Origin of the sequence: Chryseobacterium sp. SC28 (assembly GCF_003932955.1) — a bacterium.
Lineage (GTDB): Bacteria > Bacteroidota > Bacteroidia > Flavobacteriales > Weeksellaceae > Epilithonimonas.
On record NZ_QOVY01000013.1, the window covers coordinates 1 to 17,113 of the forward strand.

Below are 17,113 nucleotides of genomic sequence, written 5' to 3' on the forward strand. Positions count from 1 at the left end.
TAAAACAAAAAAGTAAGTAATTGATTTACAAATAAATAAAAAATAAAACAGTCCAATTTTAATTTTTATCGGACATTAATGATATTTTTAAGAACTTTGTCATCTAAAAAATTAGAAATGAAAGAACAAAATCATCACCACGATAACATCCCACCCAATCAAAGAATCTCACCAAGCTCCGTCTATTACTGTCCGATGGAATGCGAGGGCGATAAACTCTACTTCCAACCCGGCCGATGCCCCGTCTGCAATATGTTCCTCGTACCGATAGAAGAGCGCGAAGATCACAGAACAAAACCACAAGCCTACTCTAAAAACAATCTTCCGGAGAGTTTCAAAACTAACATCGGAAAATATTACTGCCCAATGTTCTGCGAAGGCGACAAAGTCTATGATAAAAAAGGCGACTGCCCCGTTTGCAAAATGCATCTGGAAAAGATTACACAAGAATTGGTAAATAGCGGAGCCAATGGAAATTCTCACCATCACGACCACCATCCTGCCAGCCAGAATCAACAAAATGCTGGAAAATACTACTGCCCAATGTTTTGCGAAGGCGACAAAGTCTATGATTCCAACGTCGGATGCCCAGTTTGCGGAATGGATCTCGTAAAAATCCCCGAAAAAACAAGCACCGAATACACCTGTCCGATGCACCCGGAAATCATTCGCGACGAACCCGGCAGTTGCCCGATCTGCGGTATGGATCTGGTGCCAAAGCCCTCCAAAAATAAAGATCACGAGGACGATACCTACAAGATTTTGAGCAGAAAATTCTGGATCGCCGTTGCATTTTCTGTTCCCGTTCTTATCTTGTCTATGGGCGGAATGCTGATCAATTGGCCATTTTCGCATCAGGTGCAGGGCTACTTTGAACTAGTGCTCTCACTTCCCGTTATTTTCTATGGCGGTTGGTTTCTGATGAAGCGCGGATGGATTTCCTTCAAAACGTGGAACCTCAATATGTTCTCACTAATCGCTTTGGGCGTGGCAGCAGCTTTTATTTTCAGTTTGATCGCATTAATTATTCCCGATCTCTTACCTCACGAATTATCCCACGGCGGCAGTGCTCCCCTCTACTTCGAGTCGGTCTGCGTCATTTTGACTTTGGTGATTATGGGTCAAATGCTGGAAGCAAGAGCACACCAACGAACCGGAAAAGCCATCGAAGCGCTAATGAATCTGGCACCCGATACTGCCAATCTTTTGGTGGACGGCACCGAAAAAAAGGTTGCATTATCAGAAATTAAAGTTAATGACATTTTAAGAGTCAAACCCGGCGAAAAAATCCCTGTGGATGGACAAATCACTGAGGGCCATTCCAATATCGATGAATCGATGATTACCGGAGAACCAATCCCCGTAGAGAAAAAAATAGGAGACAAGGTGACTTCCGGAACCATCAATGGTAGCGGATCTTTCTTGATGAAAACCGAAAAAATTGGTGAGGAAACGCTTCTTTCTAAAATCATCAAAATGGTTAATGAAGCCAGCCGCTCAAAAGCGCCGATCCAAAAATTGGCAGACCGGATTTCCAAAATATTTGTTCCCGCAGTCATTGTAATTTCAGTTCTGACGTTTGTGCTCTGGTACATTTTCGGAGAAGAAAACAAGTTGATTTACGCTTTCGTCAATGCGGTGGCTGTGCTGATCGTGGCCTGCCCTTGCGCCTTGGGTCTGGCAACGCCGATGAGTCTGATGGTGGGTATCGGAAAAGGTGCGCAAAACGGAATCCTCATCAAAAATGGAGAAGCCCTGGAAGAAATGCATAAAATCAACATCCTGATTACCGACAAAACGGGAACTCTTACGGAAGGCAAGCCAAGCCTTGACATCATCGAAACGATCGCAAACGCTGACAAAAATGAGATTTTGAAATGGGTCGCTTCCCTTAACCAAAACTCGGAACATCCCTTGTCCAATGCGGTTCTTAATGCTTACAAAAAATCAATTAATTCCGCTGAAGAAACCAAATTCGAGACCGTGCAGGATTTTGAAAATATTTCCGGGAAAGGTGTGAAAGGGATGATCAATAACGAGGAAACACTGCTCGGAAATGAATCTTTGTTAAAACAATTTCAAATTGAAATTCCGGAAGATTTAAAACAAAAAGTAATCCAGCAACAAAATGAAGCAAAAACCATTTCCTATCTCGCCAAAGGCGGCAAAGTATTGGGATATTTAGCATTTTCCGACCAAATAAAAGCCACGTCTAAACAAGCTGTTCAATTTCTGCAAAGTCAAAACATCGAGGTGATGATGATGACCGGCGATAACGAAAATACCGCAAAAGCAGTCGCAGCAGAACTCGGCATCAAAAATTTCAAAGCCAACTGCCAGCCCGCCGACAAAATGAATGAAATTAAAAAACTTCAAAACGAAGGAAAAATCGTGGCAATGACAGGCGACGGCATCAATGATGCACCGGCATTGGCCCAAGCCAACATTGGCATCGCTATGGGAACTGGAACCGATGTGGCCATCGAAAGTGCCGGAATTACCTTGCTGAAAGGCGACATCCTGGGTGTTGCCAAAGCAAAAATACTGAGTGAAAAATTGCTTAGAAACATCAAGGAGAATCTGTTTTTCGCATTCATTTACAACGTGTTGGGCATTCCATTGGCCGCAGGCTTGCTCTACCCTTTCTTCGGAATTTTGCTAAGTCCGATGATTGCCGCGGCAGCTATGAGCTTCAGTTCGTTGTCCGTGATATTGAATTCCTTGAGGCTTAACAGCGCCAAATTGGACGTTTAAAACCAAAAAAAATGAAAAAGAAACTGGTCGTCCTATCAGGCGCAGGAATCTCTGCAGAAAGTGGTATACAAACCTTTCGGGATTCTGATGGCCTGTGGGAAAGCCACCGCGTCGAAGATGTGGCGTCGCCAGAAGGTTTTGCGAGAAATCCCAAGTTGGTTTTGGATTTTTACAATGCGAGGAGAAAGCAACTGAAAACAGTGGAACCCAATGCGGCTCACAAATTGCTTGCAGAATTGGAAGCATATTTTGATGTGCAGATCATCACGCAGAATGTGGACGATCTTCACGAGCGTTGCGGATCATCGAACGTTCTTCACCTGCACGGGGAGCTTAAGAAAGCAAGATCCGTGAATGATGAGAATGCGATTTTGGATTGGGAAAATGATATTCTTTTGGGCGATCTTCATCCCGACGGTTCGCAGCTTCGGCCGCATATCGTCTGGTTTGGCGAGATGGTGCCGGAGATGGACAGAGCTATCGAAATGGCAGCAAAGGCGGATTTGTTTCTCGTGATCGGAACATCAATGCAAGTTTATCCGGCAGCCTCGCTGGTGCGATACGTGCCTCATCATTGCGAAATATTCGTCATCGATCTTAATCTCGAAAATCCCAATGCCTTCGCGCGCAATGAAAATTATTTCAAATCTCGGGCAACAGAAGGGATGAAAAAATTAGCAGAAATATTAACAGAAAAATATCAATAATGCAGGTAGAAATAAGAAAACTCAGTGTTGATGATTATGATGAACTGGCGGAAGCGATGCAAAAAGCTTATCCCGAAATGGACGACAATGTCTGGAGCAAACGGAATATCCAAAAACTGACTTCCATCTTTTCCGAAGGGCAAATCTGCATTTTGGTTGATGGCAAACTGGCTGCGGCCTCCTTGTCCATCATCGTGCAGTACGAACTTTTTGGCGATCAGCATACCTACAACGAGATTACGGGAAACGAATCCTTCAACACACACAGCAACGTGGGAAATGTGCTCTATGGAATCGAAATATTTGTGGATCCGGAATTCCGGGCGCTGAGATTGGGAAGGCGATTGTACGATGCCCGAAAAGAACTTTGTGAAATACTGAATCTGCGATCCATCATCGTGGGCGGTAGAATCCCCAATTATCATTTGTACAGCAAAGAACTGTCGCCACGGGAATACATCACAAAAGTCCGAAACAAGGAAATTTTTGATCCTGTTCTAAGTTTTCAAATCGGGAACAATTTTTCACCGGTCAAAATCATCAAGGGTTATCTCAAAGGTGATACAGAATCGGAGGAATATGCCGTGCTGCTGCAATGGAACAACATCTACTACACTGCCAAGAAGAATACGATGCAGGACAGCGTGATTCGTCTGGGATTGGTGCAATGGCAGATGCGACCTCTGAAGGATCTTGAAGATTTTTATAAGCAAGTGGAGTTTTTTGTGGATGCCGTTTCGGGTTATCAGTCGGATTTTTGTCTTTTTCCAGAACTTTTTAATACGCCATTGCTCGCGCCTTTCAATCATCTGAACGAGCGAGAATCGATGGAAAAATTATCGGAGCTGACGGAAGAGATTAAAGATAAAATATCGGAATTTGCAGTGAGTTACAACGTGAACATCATCGCCGGAAGCATGCCCATCTTGGAAGAAGGAAAACTCTACAACGTGAGCTACCTGCTTCACAGAGATGGGAAAATCGATGAATACAGGAAAATCCACATCACACCAAATGAAACGAAATATTACGGAATGACTGGCGGCGACGACATCAAAGTGTTTGATACCGATTGCGGAAAAGTGGGCATAATGATTTGCTATGACGTAGAATTTCCCGAATTACCAAGATTATTGGCAGATCAGGGGATGAAAATTCTTTTTGTTCCTTATCTCACCGATACCCAGAATGCCTACACCCGCGTTCGGCATTGCGCCGCTGCACGAGCGATTGAGAATGAATGTTATGTAGCCATTGCAGGCTGTGTGGGGAATTTGCCGGGTGTAAATAATATGGATATCCAGTACGGGCAGGCGACGGTTTTCACGCCATCAGATTTTGCATTTCCTTCCAACGCCATCAAAGGTGAAGCGACACCTAACACCGAGATGACGATCATTGTAGATGTGGATCTCAACCTTTTGAAAGAGCTTCATTACAACGGATCTGTCAAGACGATGAGCGATCGCCGGCAAGATCTTTATGATGTTATTCTTAGAAATCAAAGTTAGGATTTGGCAGCTGTTTTTTAGTCTGTTTTCGCCAGCAAATATTTTCGATAATAATTTTTCTGTTGGGACAAACTTTAGAAGTCGATTTTTTAGATTTCAATTTCTATTAAAACTGCATCTCCGGAATCTCGCCTTCGACAATCAATTCTGCTTCTGTCGCTTTGATAATATCTTCCACAGAAATCCCCGGCGCTCTTTCCAAAAGTTTAAAACCTTTGTCAGTGACTTCAAGGACTGCTAATTCAGTGACCACTTTTTTGACGCAATTGACGCCCGTTAATGGTAAAGTACATTTTTTAAGAATCTTAGATTCTCCCGCTTTGTTCACGTGCATCATTGCGACGATGATATTTTCTGCAGAGGCCACGAGATCCATCGCGCCGCCCATTCCTTTCACCATTTTCCCCGGGATTTTCCAGTTGGCAATATCACCATTCTCGGAAACTTCCATTGCGCCAAGAATCGTGAGATCCACTTTGCGGCTTCGGATCATCCCAAAACTGAATGCTGAGTCAAAAAAAGAGCCTCCGGGAAGTATCGTGATCGTCTGTTTGCCCGCATTTATCAAATCGGCATCTTCCTCGCCTTCAAAAGGAAAAGGCCCCATTCCCAGAACGCCATTCTCACTTTGAAACTCCACCGAAATGTCCTCTGGGACGTAGTTGGCGACCAAAGTTGGAATTCCGATACCAAGGTTTACATACATTCTGTCTTTGACTTCTCGGGAGATGCGTTGCGCAATTTGTTCTTTGGTTAGCATAGTAAAAACTTATTAGTGCAATATAAAGAAAATTCGTTTGATGGAAAAGTGCTTTCGATATATATCAGTATTTTTGCAACTATTATTATGAAGACATTATTGCATTACCTCAAGCCGCACAAATGGCTGCTCATCACTTCTTTACTTTTAGCTACTATCAATCAGGTTTTTTCTTTATTTGGTCCGGCGATTACAGGGAATATTCTCGATCAATTGGTAACGCATCCCAATTTTTTTGACAAAGAGAAATTAATCCCCAGAAATTTGAACCAATTTTTATACGGAACCGACAATTATCACGGTGCATTTTATTTTCTTGGATTGCTGATTGGCACGGCGATGGTAAGCCGGATTGCGAAGGCGTTTCAGGATTATGTCGTGAGCGTGATCACGCAGAAATTTGGCGCCCATATTTTTACCGATGGCTTGCAACACTCGATGGCGCTGCCTTATCAGGAATTTGAGGACCAAAGAAGTGGCGAAACTCTATCGATTTTGACTAAGGTACGAGAAGATTCGGTGAAGTTCATTACCTATTTTATCAATATATTTTTCGGGATCTTGGTGAGTATTATTTTCGTATCGATCTATGCAGTTCGCTTGCATTGGTCGATAATGCCGGTTTACACGGTCGGCATTTTTCTCATTGCTTTCGTGACCAATTTATTAAGTAAAAGGATAAAAAATATTCAGAAAACAATCGTTGCAGAAACCACAAGCTTGGCAGGAAGTACCACGGAAAGCTTACGAAATATCGAAATCGTAAAAAGTTTAGGCTTAACGAAGCAAGAAATCAAAAGACTGAACAACAACACGTACAAAATCCTGGGTCTCGAGCTGAGAAAAGTCAAAAGCATCCGTTCTTTGAGCTTCATTCAGGGAACGATGGTCAATTTTCTACAACAATTAATTACGCTCACACTTTTATATCTGATTTTCCGAAACGTCGTCACGCCGGGCCAATATCTGTCGTTGATGTTTTACGGCTTCTTTATTTTCGGACCGATGCAGGAGATTGGAAATATCATTATTTCTTACCGCGAAGCGGAAGCGTCGTTGAAAAACTTCGACAATCTAATGAAAAAACCCGTCGAAGAAAAACCGAAAACGCCAAAACAAATCGGCGCTCTCGAGGAATTGGAGTTCCAGCACGTCTCTTTCAAGCACCAATCTGCCCATTTCAAAGCTCTGAATAATGTTTCCTTTAAGGTAATAAATGGCGAAACCATCGCATTTGTGGGGCCAAGCGGTGCCGGGAAAAGTACCTTGGTAAAACTTTTGGTGGGGCTTTACCGCGCCCAGGAAGGAAATATTTTTTATAATGGCATCAACGGAAAAGAATTTGATTTTGATGAACTGCGAAACCAAATTGGTTTTGTAACCCAAGACACGCAACTTTTTGCAGGAACCATCCGAGAAAATCTTCTTTTCGTAAATCCCGATGCAAGTGAAGAAGATATCCAAATCGCCTTAAAAAAAGCAAGCTGCACCGGACTTCTTGAAAGAGCCGAAAAAGGCATCGAAACTGTGATTGGCGAAGGCGGATTGAAATTAAGCGGTGGCGAAAAACAGAGAATTGCCATTGCCAGAGCATTATTGAGAAAACCTCATTTATTGATTTTTGACGAAGCCACTTCTGCTTTGGACAGCATTACCGAGGAAGAAATCACAACGACCATCAAAGATATATCTGACCGAAAAGAACAAATCACCGTTCTCATCGCACACCGGTTGAGTACCATTATGCACGCCGACAGAATCTACGTTTTGGAACGCGGACAAGTGATAGAAATGGGCTCTCACGAAAATCTGCTGGCCGAAAAAGGTTTGTATTATGCGATGTGGCGGCAGCAGATTGGAGAGCGGAAAGCGGTGGAAAGCGTTTAAAATCTACATTTTTTTAAATTTTGGTAATTTGAATCGATGAAAAACGAATTTTTATAACTTTGTAAAAAATATGATTATGGACAACATTTTAATCACACCTAAAAATGAAAAGCAATTACATTTACTCCAATTATTGTTGGAAGAAATGAAAATCCAGTTCAGATACGAGAAAAATGAAAACGAATCTATAAACACTGAGCTCGAAAAGAAAATTAACGAAGCCCGAAAAGAGAAAAAAGAAGGAAAACTCTTGACCATTGACCCAAAAAATATATGGGAAAATATATAGTTCAACTTTCAAAAAGAGCTGTGAAGGATTTAAAAGCTATAAAAAAGTCGGGCAGAAAACTGGATATGGAAAAGGTACAAACTTTTCTCGTCGAACTAGAAGAACATCCACGAACCGGAGCAGGCTCGCCAGAACAATTGAAATATCACGATGGCGAAATCTAGAGCAGAGAAGTGAATAAAAAAGACCGATTTGTGTATGAAATTTTTGAGGAAGAAGTTTCTGTAACGCTCATCCAATCTTTGGGACATTACAACGATAAATAAAGCATATTAACAAAAACCGTGTCATTTGTACATGAAACGGTTTTATTTTTTACAATTGAGATTAATAATAAAATTTTATGGTTTCCACTTTTCCATTATAAATTTCTGGATTTTCTTCCCTCTTTCAAGAATTGTTTTATCATTCCAATCATCATATTCCACTAATTCTCTTTCAGATGCAAAATTGGATTTCGCATAAGTATTCTTTTTAGATATAAATGTTCTATTAGCTAAACCTGCATTATTAAAAGTTAAAACTAAATTTCCGAGCAAATTTATATTCTCCATAGGCTTGACTCCAGGAAGAATAGTTTGCGGAGCAATGTGTTCAATACTTATTTTACTATTGTGAATCAAATCCTTGATAGCTCCAATATCAAATTTTGTAACTGACTCCCCTTGTAAGAAATATTCATAATCTAAAAGGATAAGTTTTAAGGAATAATGATTAACACTGTTGTAAGCTCCAATATTCACAATGGATTTTTTCAAATCTGAATTATTACTATTTTTTTCAATAAGATTACGAAGTTCTTTTTTAAGTTCTGTAAAATTGATTTGGTTAGTGAATACTTTATATGCTAGTTCGAATAACGCTGAATTTCCTGTATTTCCTTTTTTATTTCCGAAAACAAAAACTCTAATAGTAAATACTTCTAAGATTTCATTTATAGCAATCAGAAATTCTGGCTTGAACTTTTTATTATTTAGTATTGCTAAGTATAAGGGCAAAAAAGTTTCAATTTTACCTAATGTCTCGAGTCTGAAAAAAGAATTATTAACTCCCTCATTATCAAAACTTTGATTTAAAATTGCAGAATAATAATTGGCACTTTTATGAAGAAAATTATTAAAATCTTTTATTTCTTTAATTTTTTTCTCTCTTTGTGCAGTATCATTGTCAAAAAGATTTTTTTTTACAAAAATTTCTCTTTGTTTTATCAATTGAGTTTTTATTTTTTTTGGAACATCAGACAAATCTTTATTATCTCCACTATATACAATATAACAATGTTTTAGAAATTGATTCTCTATTCTTGTGATTGAATAGTTTTTTATCTCCATCAGTTCTGTAAATATTTCACCAAATTTTTTATTGATTTCTTTGGCAAGTGTTTTTTCATTTAGACGATGAGTAAGATAAATTAGATAATTTTTCACTTTATCCATATCGGACAAAGGCAAACCTCTGTCATTCATTGTTTCAAATATTAAACCTACTTCAGATTCTTCCTCTAATTCAAAAACGTTAACCTTAAATTTAGATAATAGGTTATTATAAATTTTAATAAGTGTGATTATAGATGTATAACGTTGTAAATATGTATAAAAATGTATTCTTGAATTTATGAGATTTTTTTGAGTTTTACTTTTTGGAGTAAACTTCTTAATATCATTAATGTCTTGCTCATTCAATAAGGAAAAGAAGAATTCTTGATTGTCTTTATTATTTAGACGAAGTAAGGATTTCCCCTTACTTAAAACATTTTTAATAATTACTTCATCAGCTTCTGAAGCATTAATTTCCCTTATCCTATGATAAATGCTTACCAACAGTAAATGAAATGTTGTTAACCGCTGCTGACCGTCAACAATATCATATTTTGTTAAATCAGTAATTCCAATTTTTTCTTGTCCAGATTTTATTAAGGTTATTGTTCCTGCATAATGTTCTTTTATGAACTCGACATCAGCTAAATCATTTAATAAATCATCTAACTGGTCTTCAGTCCAAGAGTAACCACGCTGATACTCCGGAATAGTAAAAATTCCGTAGCTTAGTAATTTTTCAACTGAATCGAATTTCATTGTGATTTATTAGCTTTAATAAAGATACTAATTTGTAATAGAGAAAATTTTAATTTCTCTTCCTCACAGTCCGCTTCTCTATCCTTTTCTCATATTTCTCCCCTTGGAAAATCCTTTGAACCATAATTCCCGGGATGTGGATTTCGTTCGGATCCAGTTGTCCAGGTTCCAGCAACTCTTCCACTTCCGCAATCGTGATTTTCGCCGCGCCGGCCATTGGTAAATTAAAATTCCGAGCCGTTCCTTTAAATATTAAATTGCCCGCGTAATCGCCTTTCCAAGCTTTTACAATGGAGAAGTCGGCTTTGTAAGCGTGTTCCAAAATGTGGGGCTTTCCGTCAAAATCTTTGACTTCTTTTCCTTCTGCTACCTCGGTTCCATATCCTGCCGGCGTATAAAAAGCGGGAATCCCAGCTTGTGCTGCTCTGCATTTTTCAGCAAGTGTTCCTTGGGGTGTGAGTTCTACTTCCAATTCTCCGGAAAGCATTTGTCGCTCGAATTCTGCGTTTTCGCCAACGTATGACGAAATCATTTTTTTGATTTGCCGTTTCTGCAAAAGCAATCCCAATCCAAAATCGTCAACGCCGGCATTGTTGGAGATGCAGGTCAAATCTGTGACGTTTTTTTTGACCAATTCTGCAATACAATTCTCGGGAATGCCGCAAAGTCCGAAACCACCGAGCATGATTGTCATTCCGTTTTGGATGTCCTTTATTGCTTCTTCAGCATTTTTTACTCTTTTATCTATCATAAAACTTCGTTTTAAATCACGTTTTTTGTCAGCTTATAAATATAGAAATTTCCGACTAAAGCAACGAAGAAAACCATAAAAAAATGCAGCATCCATAATGATCTCACAAAAAAAAGCCATACACAAACTCGCGTATGACTTTCCTTGCTAACAATTAAATATCTATCTCTCACTGATTGTGACGCTCACCGGCATCACATACGTTGTCGCCAACATCTTTTGATTGAGGTGGTTCACATCTACTCTGTAGATAAGGTTTGCCAAAACGTTTTCTAATTCCTTGCTTACCTCGGTGCAGTCGCCTGTGGCCTGGATGTTTGTAATTTTGCCATTCTCGGCAAGACTAAATCGAAGATCCGATTTGACGGTGCCTTCTTTATAATCCGCTGCAGTGAAGTCGAAATTATCTCTTACCAGTTTCCTCAATTCGCCGAAGACATCCCCGGAACGAAGTGCCACTTCCTCAATATTTTTCTCAGCTTGCTGAGCTTTGGCAAGATTAGACCAACCTGCAAATACAAGCATTGAAAAGGCCATCATTTTAATAATCTTTTTCATAACCTTAATTTTTTATTAAATCAATCCATTACGGAACTGCAAATCTTCATCTTTCAAGATATTATTCAATATAGATTTCATAATTGGACTGATTTGAGTTAATATTTTTTCTAATTGTAATGTAAAGTTACAAAATTTTAATGTTAAGTTCACAATAAATTAACATTAAAATCTAAAAAAATTAATATCAAACCATGAAAAAGATCCAAAAAAAATCCAAGATCTCTAATCTTGGAATTTGGTTGTACTAAATTGTAAAAAAATTTATTTGTTTTGTCCGGGTGCAAATGGCTTTGCGGATTGTGTTCCGTAGATTTTTTTGGCTTGCCCTGGAGGAATCTGACCACTATTGCCTGCTGTTCTTACTTCGCAAGAGACACAACTAATGGTGAAAACTAATAGTAATAGAAAACCTTTAATTGATTTCATAATTTATTTTGAAAATAATGGTCAAATTTGATACCAATTTATAATTCCTTTTTCAAAAACCTCGCTGTCAGGCTTTTCTTAGACTTGATAATTTGTTCAGGCGTTCCCTCAGCGATGATTTGTCCGCCGTGCTTGCCACCTTCGGGGCCAACATCGATGATATGATCTGCGAGTTTGATCACGTCCATATTATGCTCGATGATGATGAAAGAGTTTCCCAAATCCACCAACTGATTAATAGCTTCCATCAAAACTTTGACATCTTCGAAATGAAGTCCGGTTGTAGGTTCATCCAGAATATAAAGTGTGTTTCCGGTTTGTCTTTTGGAAAGTTCCGTCGCCAATTTTACCCGTTGCGCTTCTCCTCCACTCAAAGTGGTCGATTGCTGACCAATCGTGATATAACCCAAGCCAACATCCTGCAAAGTCTTGACTTTCAAAAAGATTTTAGGAATGGGCTGGAAGAAATCCACCGCTTCGTTAATCGTCATTTCCAGAACATCAGAAATCGATTTTCCCTTGTATCGCACTTCCAGAGTTTCTCGGTTGAAACGTTTACCGTGGCAAGTTTCACAATGAACGTAAACATCGGGTAAGAAATTCATTTCGATCACCTTCAAACCGCCTCCTTGACAGGTTTCGCAACGCCCGCCTTTCACATTGAAGGAGAATCTTCCGGCTTTGTATCCTCGGATTTTACTTTCCGGCAATTCAGCAAAAAGATTACGAATATCGGTGAACATTCCCGTATAAGTCGCTGGATTGGAACGCGGTGTTCTCCCTATTGGACTTTGGTCCACATCTACGATTTTGTCGATGTTATCAATCCCTTCAACACTTTTATAAGGCAAAGGTTCCTGGATCGATCTGTAAAAATGGCGGTTCAGAATTGGATAAAGTGTTCCGTTTATCAAAGAAGATTTTCCACTGCCCGAGATCCCGGTTACCACCACCAATTTCCCTAATGGAATCTCGAGGTTTACATTTTTAAGGTTGTTTCCTGTCGCTCCTTTTAGTACAATTGATTTTCCGTTTCCGCCTCGTCTGGTCGATGGAACTTCGATTTTCCTCTTTCCTGTCAGATAATCTGCGGTGATTGTATCGGCTTTTTTGATGTCTTTCGGATGGCCTTGCCAAAGAATTTCGCCACCGAATTTCCCGGCTCTTGGACCGATATCCAAAACGTGATCGGCTTGCAAAATCATATCTTTGTCGTGCTCCACCACTAAAACCGAATTCCCGATATCGCGAAGATGTTTGAGCGAGGCAATCAGTCTTTCGTTATCTCTCTGATGAAGACCAATGGAAGGTTCATCCAAAATATAAAGAACATTGACCAATTGAGACCCGATCTGAGTCGCCAATCGGATTCGTTGAGATTCTCCTCCGGAAAGGGTTTTCGAACTTCTGCTCAAACTTAAATAATCTAACCCGACGTCCAGAAGGAACTGCAATCTGGTTTCGATTTCCCTGAGAATTTCGTATGCAATAATCTGATTTTTGTGACTGAATTTATCTTTGACATCGGCCAACCATTCTTTCAAATCTAATAAAGACAGGCCATTGACTTCTGCAATATTTTTTCCATCGATTTTGAAACTCAAACTTTCCTGACGCAATCGCGCGCCTTTGCAAGTGGGGCAAACTTCCTCGGTTGTGAAATTTCGTTCCACCAAAACGGCATCATAACTCTCGCGTTCGTCCACCATCTCTTCGAGAATATGAACCAAACCGTCGAAATTGATTTTGATTTTTTTGGAAATTCCGGCGTGCTTCAATTCTTTTGTAATGTCCTTATTATGACCATAATAGATGTAATCCAAAGCCTCTTTGGGGATATCTCGGAACGGTGTGGACAGACTCAAATCAAAAACCTCGAGGATTAATTTGATCTGAGAAAGAATCCATTTGCTGGATTTGATTTGCTCCAAAGGCAGTAGCGCACCCTGATTGATGGATAATTTCTCGTTTTCGACAAAATAATCGGTATTCACTTTTTTGATGGTCCCCAGGCCTTTGCACGTTTCGCAGCTTCCTTTTGGCGAATTGAATGAGAATGTATTCGGTTCGGGCAAAGCCATCGAATCTCCGGTGACATCGTCCATCAGGTTTTTAGAAAAAAAATGAATTTCGTCATTCCCCATTTCCTGAATGGCGATCAATCCTTCGCCCATTTCGGAAGCCGTTTTCAGAGATTTTGGCATTCGGAGTTCCGTTGCAGATTCTCCAATGATCCATCGATCTATCACTACTTCCACATCGTGGGTTTTGTAGCGGTCGAGCTTCAAATCATATTCGATGTCTTGCAAAACGCCGTCGATTCGTGCTTGCGAGAATCCTTTTTTGGAAAGATGGATGAACAATTCGTGGTAATGCCCTTTCCGCGAACGCACAACCGGCGCCAGGAGATAGACTTTTTTCCCTTTGAAATTCTCTTTGATGGTTTCCAGAATTTGCTCTTCCGTATAGCTTACCAAACGTTTCCCGGAACTCATCGAATACGCATCGGAAACTCTGGCGAACAAAAGTCTCAGATAGTCGTACAGCTCGGTAATCGTTCCAACAGTGGAACGTGGATTTTTATTCGTAGTTTTTTGCTCGATGGCAATCACTGGCGACAAACCCTCAATCTTGTCGACATCCGGCCGTTCCAAACCGCCCAGAAACTGTCTGGCATAGGCAGAAAATGTTTCGATGTAGCGCCTCTGCCCTTCTGCAAAAATAGTGTCGAATGCCAAGGAAGATTTTCCGCTGCCGGAAAGCCCTGTGATTACAACTAATTCGTTTCGTGGGATTTTGACGGTAATATTTTTGAGGTTGTGTTCTCGAGCGCCGTATATTTCGATAAATTCCTGATTATTCTTCATTAAAAAGTCTCATTCTGGGAAAACGCAAAAATACGGAAATTAATTGACGATTACGGTTTGGCTTTATTCAAGTTTAATAATATTTAATAGAGATTTCCAAGGAATTAAATCTGTGATAAAGCTATCTTTGTACCTTGAAAATAAATCCAAAATGAAATCTATTTTATCGAAATTTGCACTGGCAGTTCTAATCTTTTCCTCAATCCACTGTTTTGCTTGGGGATTGACGGGTCATCGGGTGATTGCAGAGATTGCGCAGCATCATTTGACTTCTAAAGCAGAAAGAAACATCAAAAAACTTTTGGGCAACGAGAAACTGGCCTACTACGCCAATTGGCCGGATTTCATCAAGTCTGATACCACCGGCGTTTGGAAAGAAACTTCCGCTTGGCATTATGTCAACGTGAATCCGCAGAAGAATTTCCAACAATTCAAAGATTCATTAGAAGCGCAGAAAAGCCCGAATCTTTATACACAAATTGAAAATTTAGCCAAGAAAATTAAAGATAAAAACACTTCGGACGCCGATAAAAAAACCGCTTTGATGTTTCTCATCCATTTGGTTGGCGATCTTCATCAGCCACTTCACGTGGGACGTTACGAAGATTTAGGTGGGAATAAAATCAATGTCACTTATTTTGGACAAGCAACGAATCTGCATTCGCTTTGGGATACCAAAATGGTGGAAGACCGCAAATATTCTTACACCGAATTTGCAAATTTGCTTGACAATAAATCAAAAGATGAAGCGAAAAATATTCAAGGCGGAACTCTGGAGGATTGGTTTTATGACAGTCAGAAAATTGCCAATTCCATCTATTTTCACACGCCGAAAGATTCTAAATTGAGCTACGATTACAATTATCGCTACGAAGCTACTGTTGAAAGACAATTGTTGTACGGCGGACTTCGCTTGGCGAAAGTTTTGAATGATATTTTTGGCTAAAAATCAATCCAGATTTTTAATCATCCACAGGTCGCAGCCGCAATGTCCGGAATTTCCCAGAGGCTTTTCCAAATACTGAAAACCTTGTTTTTCGTAAATGGAAACCGCTTTGCCGAATTCGGGAATGCTTTCCAGATAAACTTTTTTGTAGCCAAACTCTTTGGCTTTTGCGAGGCATTTTTCCATCAGCAATTTTCCGATACCTTGCCCTCTCGCCTCTTTTTTCAGATAGAATTTGGCGAGCTCGGTGGTGTCTGCCGGCAAATTTTCCGTTGGAAAAATCCCGCAGCAACCGGCGATTTCACCATCTTGTTCTGCTACGAACAAAGCCGATTTTTCCGTTTGAAATAAAGAAAAAAGATCGTCGGTCGTGGGATCGGCATAGACGGTTCCGGAGGTATTCTTCACATTAAAATCGTGAAAAGAAGTTCTGATAATCTCGGCAAGAATCTCGTTGTCTTCAATTTTATTTTCTCTAATAATGACTGACATTTTTTGAAAATATTTTAAATTAACCAAGGATATTTGTGGTAGATTCCGTCCAATAAAATTGCCAAAATACCGACGAAAATCCACAGTCGAAGAAGATTCAATGCCTTGAATTTGTCGTTTTTTTGATTTCTGAACAGCATATAAATCGTTCCTACAATGACAATGATCGTGAGCAAAAAGTACCAAGCGATAATATTCCTAAAGCCAATTCCGATACTTAGAATTAATGAAACGATAAAGGTTACGATCAATAAAATCAATAAAATCCACCTCGTTTTCCGGAATCCCAGGCGGTTGGCAATCGTCTCGTAACCAAAGATTTTGTCGGCATTTCTTGTCAAAGTATCTTTTGTAACATCGATGATGAAAAGCATTAGAAATAGGAATATTGCCAAAAAGAAAATCTTGAGGGAAAATGTCTGGTAATAAATCAACATTCCGAAGAATGGATAGAGCGTCAAAGCCACGAAAGTAATGTTGTTGACGACCATAATTTTACTCAATTTATGACTGTAGAACCACATCAAAAATTGGTAAACCAGAAAGAACACAAAGACCCGATGCGAGACAAAAAATGCCAAGCCGAGCGATAATAAATTGAGCAAAATATAAGCGGTGAGAAAATATTTCTCCTGCAAAAAACTCTGCAATCTGGATCGAAAAGGCTTCGTGAGCTGATCTTTTTCCTTGTCGTAAAACCGATTGATAATGCCGCCCGCCAAAATGCTGAGAACGGCACAAATGATAATGACGTGGACTTTGTAATCGAAGACAAACTTCCGGAAACTTTCTTCTCTGTTAAACAGAAAAAACGTAGAAACGTACAGCGCAAAAGTGAGCAAAAATGCAACGGAAAAGCGAGCACCGGAGATGAAACCGATCAACTGAGAAATACGGTAAAGGGCATTTCGGGAAGCTGGTTTTTCTGTCATTTTTTGTTTTAGATCAATCTTTCAGACCACAAATGTGACAAAAGATTTTTAATGAATTTAGAAATCAAAAATTTGAAAAAGCAGATTCAGAACAACAAAAAACGTCAAAATTTTGTAAACTTTTAAATACAAATTTTCAAGTCTTCCCTTTGTGA

15 protein-coding genes are annotated in these 17,113 nt (G+C 39.6%); 7 read left to right on the forward strand and 8 right to left on the reverse strand.

The window, feature by feature from the left end; genetic code table 11:
* The first annotated feature begins 117 nt into the window (after positions 1-117).
* The 3 genes from DTW91_RS08535 to DTW91_RS08545 are packed head-to-tail and all read left to right on the forward strand — an operon-like array spanning position 118 to position 4,972.
* Entirely contained in the window at positions 118-2,754 is a 2,637-nt protein-coding gene (locus DTW91_RS08535) for a copper-transporting P-type ATPase (RefSeq protein ID WP_125202972.1), read from the forward strand.
* A gap of 11 nt (positions 2,755-2,765) precedes the next feature.
* On the forward strand, positions 2,766-3,461 hold the full coding sequence (locus DTW91_RS08540; RefSeq protein ID WP_125202973.1) for an SIR2 family NAD-dependent protein deacylase: 696 nt from the start codon (positions 2,766-2,768) through the stop codon (positions 3,459-3,461).
* Positions 3,461-4,972: a carbon-nitrogen hydrolase family protein gene (locus DTW91_RS08545; RefSeq protein WP_125202974.1), complete on the forward strand. Its 1,512-nt coding sequence runs from the start codon at positions 3,461-3,463 to the stop codon at positions 4,970-4,972. The genes DTW91_RS08540 and DTW91_RS08545 overlap by 1 nt, the downstream gene beginning before the upstream one ends.
* 106 nt (positions 4,973-5,078) lie before the next feature.
* On the opposite strand, the gene DTW91_RS08550 is transcribed toward DTW91_RS08545, so the two are convergent.
* Entirely contained in the window at positions 5,079-5,732 is a 654-nt protein-coding gene (locus DTW91_RS08550; protein ID WP_125202975.1) for a CoA transferase subunit B, read from the reverse strand.
* An 87-nt stretch (positions 5,733-5,819) separates the two neighbouring features.
* Between DTW91_RS08550 and DTW91_RS08555 the strand changes: the two genes are divergently transcribed.
* From DTW91_RS08555 to DTW91_RS12860, 3 genes are all read left to right on the forward strand, one after another.
* Positions 5,820-7,619 carry an ABC transporter ATP-binding protein gene (locus DTW91_RS08555; protein WP_125202976.1) on the forward strand — a complete coding sequence of 600 codons (1,800 nt, stop codon included), beginning with the start codon at positions 5,820-5,822 and terminating at the stop codon, positions 7,617-7,619.
* A gap of 76 nt (positions 7,620-7,695) precedes the next feature.
* The gene (locus DTW91_RS08560; RefSeq protein ID WP_125202977.1) at positions 7,696-7,908 is read left to right on the forward strand and encodes a DUF2683 family protein; all 213 of its coding nucleotides are present in this window, start codon (positions 7,696-7,698) and stop codon (positions 7,906-7,908) included.
* A complete protein-coding gene (locus DTW91_RS12860) occupies positions 7,893-8,072 on the forward strand; it encodes a hypothetical protein (protein WP_228412691.1) in 180 nt (59 codons plus the stop codon). Before DTW91_RS08560 ends, DTW91_RS12860 begins: the two co-directional genes overlap by 16 nt.
* A gap of 177 nt (positions 8,073-8,249) precedes the next feature.
* Here DTW91_RS12860 and DTW91_RS08570 read toward each other — a convergent pair whose 3' ends face one another.
* From DTW91_RS08570 to uvrA, 5 genes are all read right to left on the reverse strand, one after another.
* Positions 8,250-9,983, reverse strand: a complete 1,734-nt coding sequence (locus DTW91_RS08570) for a DUF262 domain-containing protein (protein WP_125202978.1) — start codon at positions 9,981-9,983, stop codon at positions 8,250-8,252.
* Between the two features lie 49 nt (positions 9,984-10,032).
* Positions 10,033-10,734, reverse strand: coding sequence for a CoA transferase subunit A (locus tag DTW91_RS08575; protein WP_125202979.1), 702 nt, complete (start codon positions 10,732-10,734; stop codon positions 10,033-10,035).
* A 162-nt stretch (positions 10,735-10,896) separates the two neighbouring features.
* Positions 10,897-11,292 carry a hypothetical protein gene (locus DTW91_RS08580; protein WP_125202980.1) on the reverse strand — a complete coding sequence of 132 codons (396 nt, stop codon included), beginning with the start codon at positions 11,290-11,292 and terminating at the stop codon, positions 10,897-10,899.
* A gap of 264 nt (positions 11,293-11,556) precedes the next feature.
* Positions 11,557-11,721, reverse strand: a complete 165-nt coding sequence (locus DTW91_RS12715; RefSeq protein ID WP_185144762.1) for a hypothetical protein — start codon at positions 11,719-11,721, stop codon at positions 11,557-11,559.
* Positions 11,722-11,759: 38 nt separating this feature from the next.
* On the reverse strand, positions 11,760-14,588 hold the full coding sequence (gene uvrA / locus DTW91_RS08585; RefSeq protein WP_125202981.1) for an excinuclease ABC subunit UvrA: 2,829 nt from the start codon (positions 14,586-14,588) through the stop codon (positions 11,760-11,762).
* Positions 14,589-14,739: 151 nt separating this feature from the next.
* On the opposite strand from uvrA, the gene DTW91_RS08590 reads away from it, so the two are divergent.
* Positions 14,740-15,534, forward strand: coding sequence for a S1/P1 nuclease (locus DTW91_RS08590; RefSeq protein ID WP_125202982.1), 795 nt, complete (start codon positions 14,740-14,742; stop codon positions 15,532-15,534).
* 3 nt (positions 15,535-15,537) lie between these two features.
* Here DTW91_RS08590 and DTW91_RS08595 read toward each other — a convergent pair whose 3' ends face one another.
* Together DTW91_RS08595 and DTW91_RS08600 are read right to left on the reverse strand one after the other, a co-directional pair.
* The gene (locus DTW91_RS08595) at positions 15,538-16,026 is read right to left on the reverse strand and encodes a GNAT family N-acetyltransferase (protein ID WP_125202983.1); all 489 of its coding nucleotides are present in this window, start codon (positions 16,024-16,026) and stop codon (positions 15,538-15,540) included.
* A gap of 14 nt (positions 16,027-16,040) precedes the next feature.
* The gene (locus DTW91_RS08600) at positions 16,041-16,958 is read right to left on the reverse strand and encodes a UbiA family prenyltransferase (RefSeq protein ID WP_125202984.1); all 918 of its coding nucleotides are present in this window, start codon (positions 16,956-16,958) and stop codon (positions 16,041-16,043) included.
* Positions 16,959-17,113 lie beyond the last annotated feature (155 nt).

What these genes read in the sequence shown, in the direction of transcription:
- DTW91_RS08550 (WP_125202975.1), bottom strand. Translation starts at nt 5,732, where the DNA reads ATGCTAACCAAAGAACAAATTGCGCAACGCATCTCCCGAGAAGTCAAA.
- DTW91_RS12860 (WP_228412691.1), top strand. Translation starts at nt 7,893, where the DNA reads ATGGGAAAATATATAGTTCAACTTTCAAAAAGAGCTGTGAAGGATTTA.
- uvrA (WP_125202981.1), bottom strand. Translation starts at nt 14,588, where the DNA reads ATGAAGAATAATCAGGAATTTATCGAAATATACGGCGCTCGAGAACAC.
- DTW91_RS08600 (WP_125202984.1), bottom strand. Translation starts at nt 16,958, where the DNA reads ATGACAGAAAAACCAGCTTCCCGAAATGCCCTTTACCGTATTTCTCAG.
- DTW91_RS08560 (WP_125202977.1), top strand. Translation starts at nt 7,696, where the DNA reads ATGGACAACATTTTAATCACACCTAAAAATGAAAAGCAATTACATTTA.
- DTW91_RS08570 (WP_125202978.1), bottom strand. Translation starts at nt 9,983, where the DNA reads ATGAAATTCGATTCAGTTGAAAAATTACTAAGCTACGGAATTTTTACT.
- DTW91_RS12715 (WP_185144762.1), bottom strand. Translation starts at nt 11,721, where the DNA reads ATGAAATCAATTAAAGGTTTTCTATTACTATTAGTTTTCACCATTAGT.
- DTW91_RS08540 (WP_125202973.1), top strand. Translation starts at nt 2,766, where the DNA reads ATGAAAAAGAAACTGGTCGTCCTATCAGGCGCAGGAATCTCTGCAGAA.
- DTW91_RS08590 (WP_125202982.1), top strand. Translation starts at nt 14,740, where the DNA reads ATGAAATCTATTTTATCGAAATTTGCACTGGCAGTTCTAATCTTTTCC.
- DTW91_RS08595 (WP_125202983.1), bottom strand. Translation starts at nt 16,026, where the DNA reads ATGTCAGTCATTATTAGAGAAAATAAAATTGAAGACAACGAGATTCTT.
- DTW91_RS08535 (WP_125202972.1), top strand. Translation starts at nt 118, where the DNA reads ATGAAAGAACAAAATCATCACCACGATAACATCCCACCCAATCAAAGA.
- DTW91_RS08545 (WP_125202974.1), top strand. Translation starts at nt 3,461, where the DNA reads ATGCAGGTAGAAATAAGAAAACTCAGTGTTGATGATTATGATGAACTG.
- DTW91_RS08580 (WP_125202980.1), bottom strand. Translation starts at nt 11,292, where the DNA reads ATGAAAAAGATTATTAAAATGATGGCCTTTTCAATGCTTGTATTTGCA.
- DTW91_RS08575 (WP_125202979.1), bottom strand. Translation starts at nt 10,734, where the DNA reads ATGATAGATAAAAGAGTAAAAAATGCTGAAGAAGCAATAAAGGACATC.
- DTW91_RS08555 (WP_125202976.1), top strand. Translation starts at nt 5,820, where the DNA reads ATGAAGACATTATTGCATTACCTCAAGCCGCACAAATGGCTGCTCATC.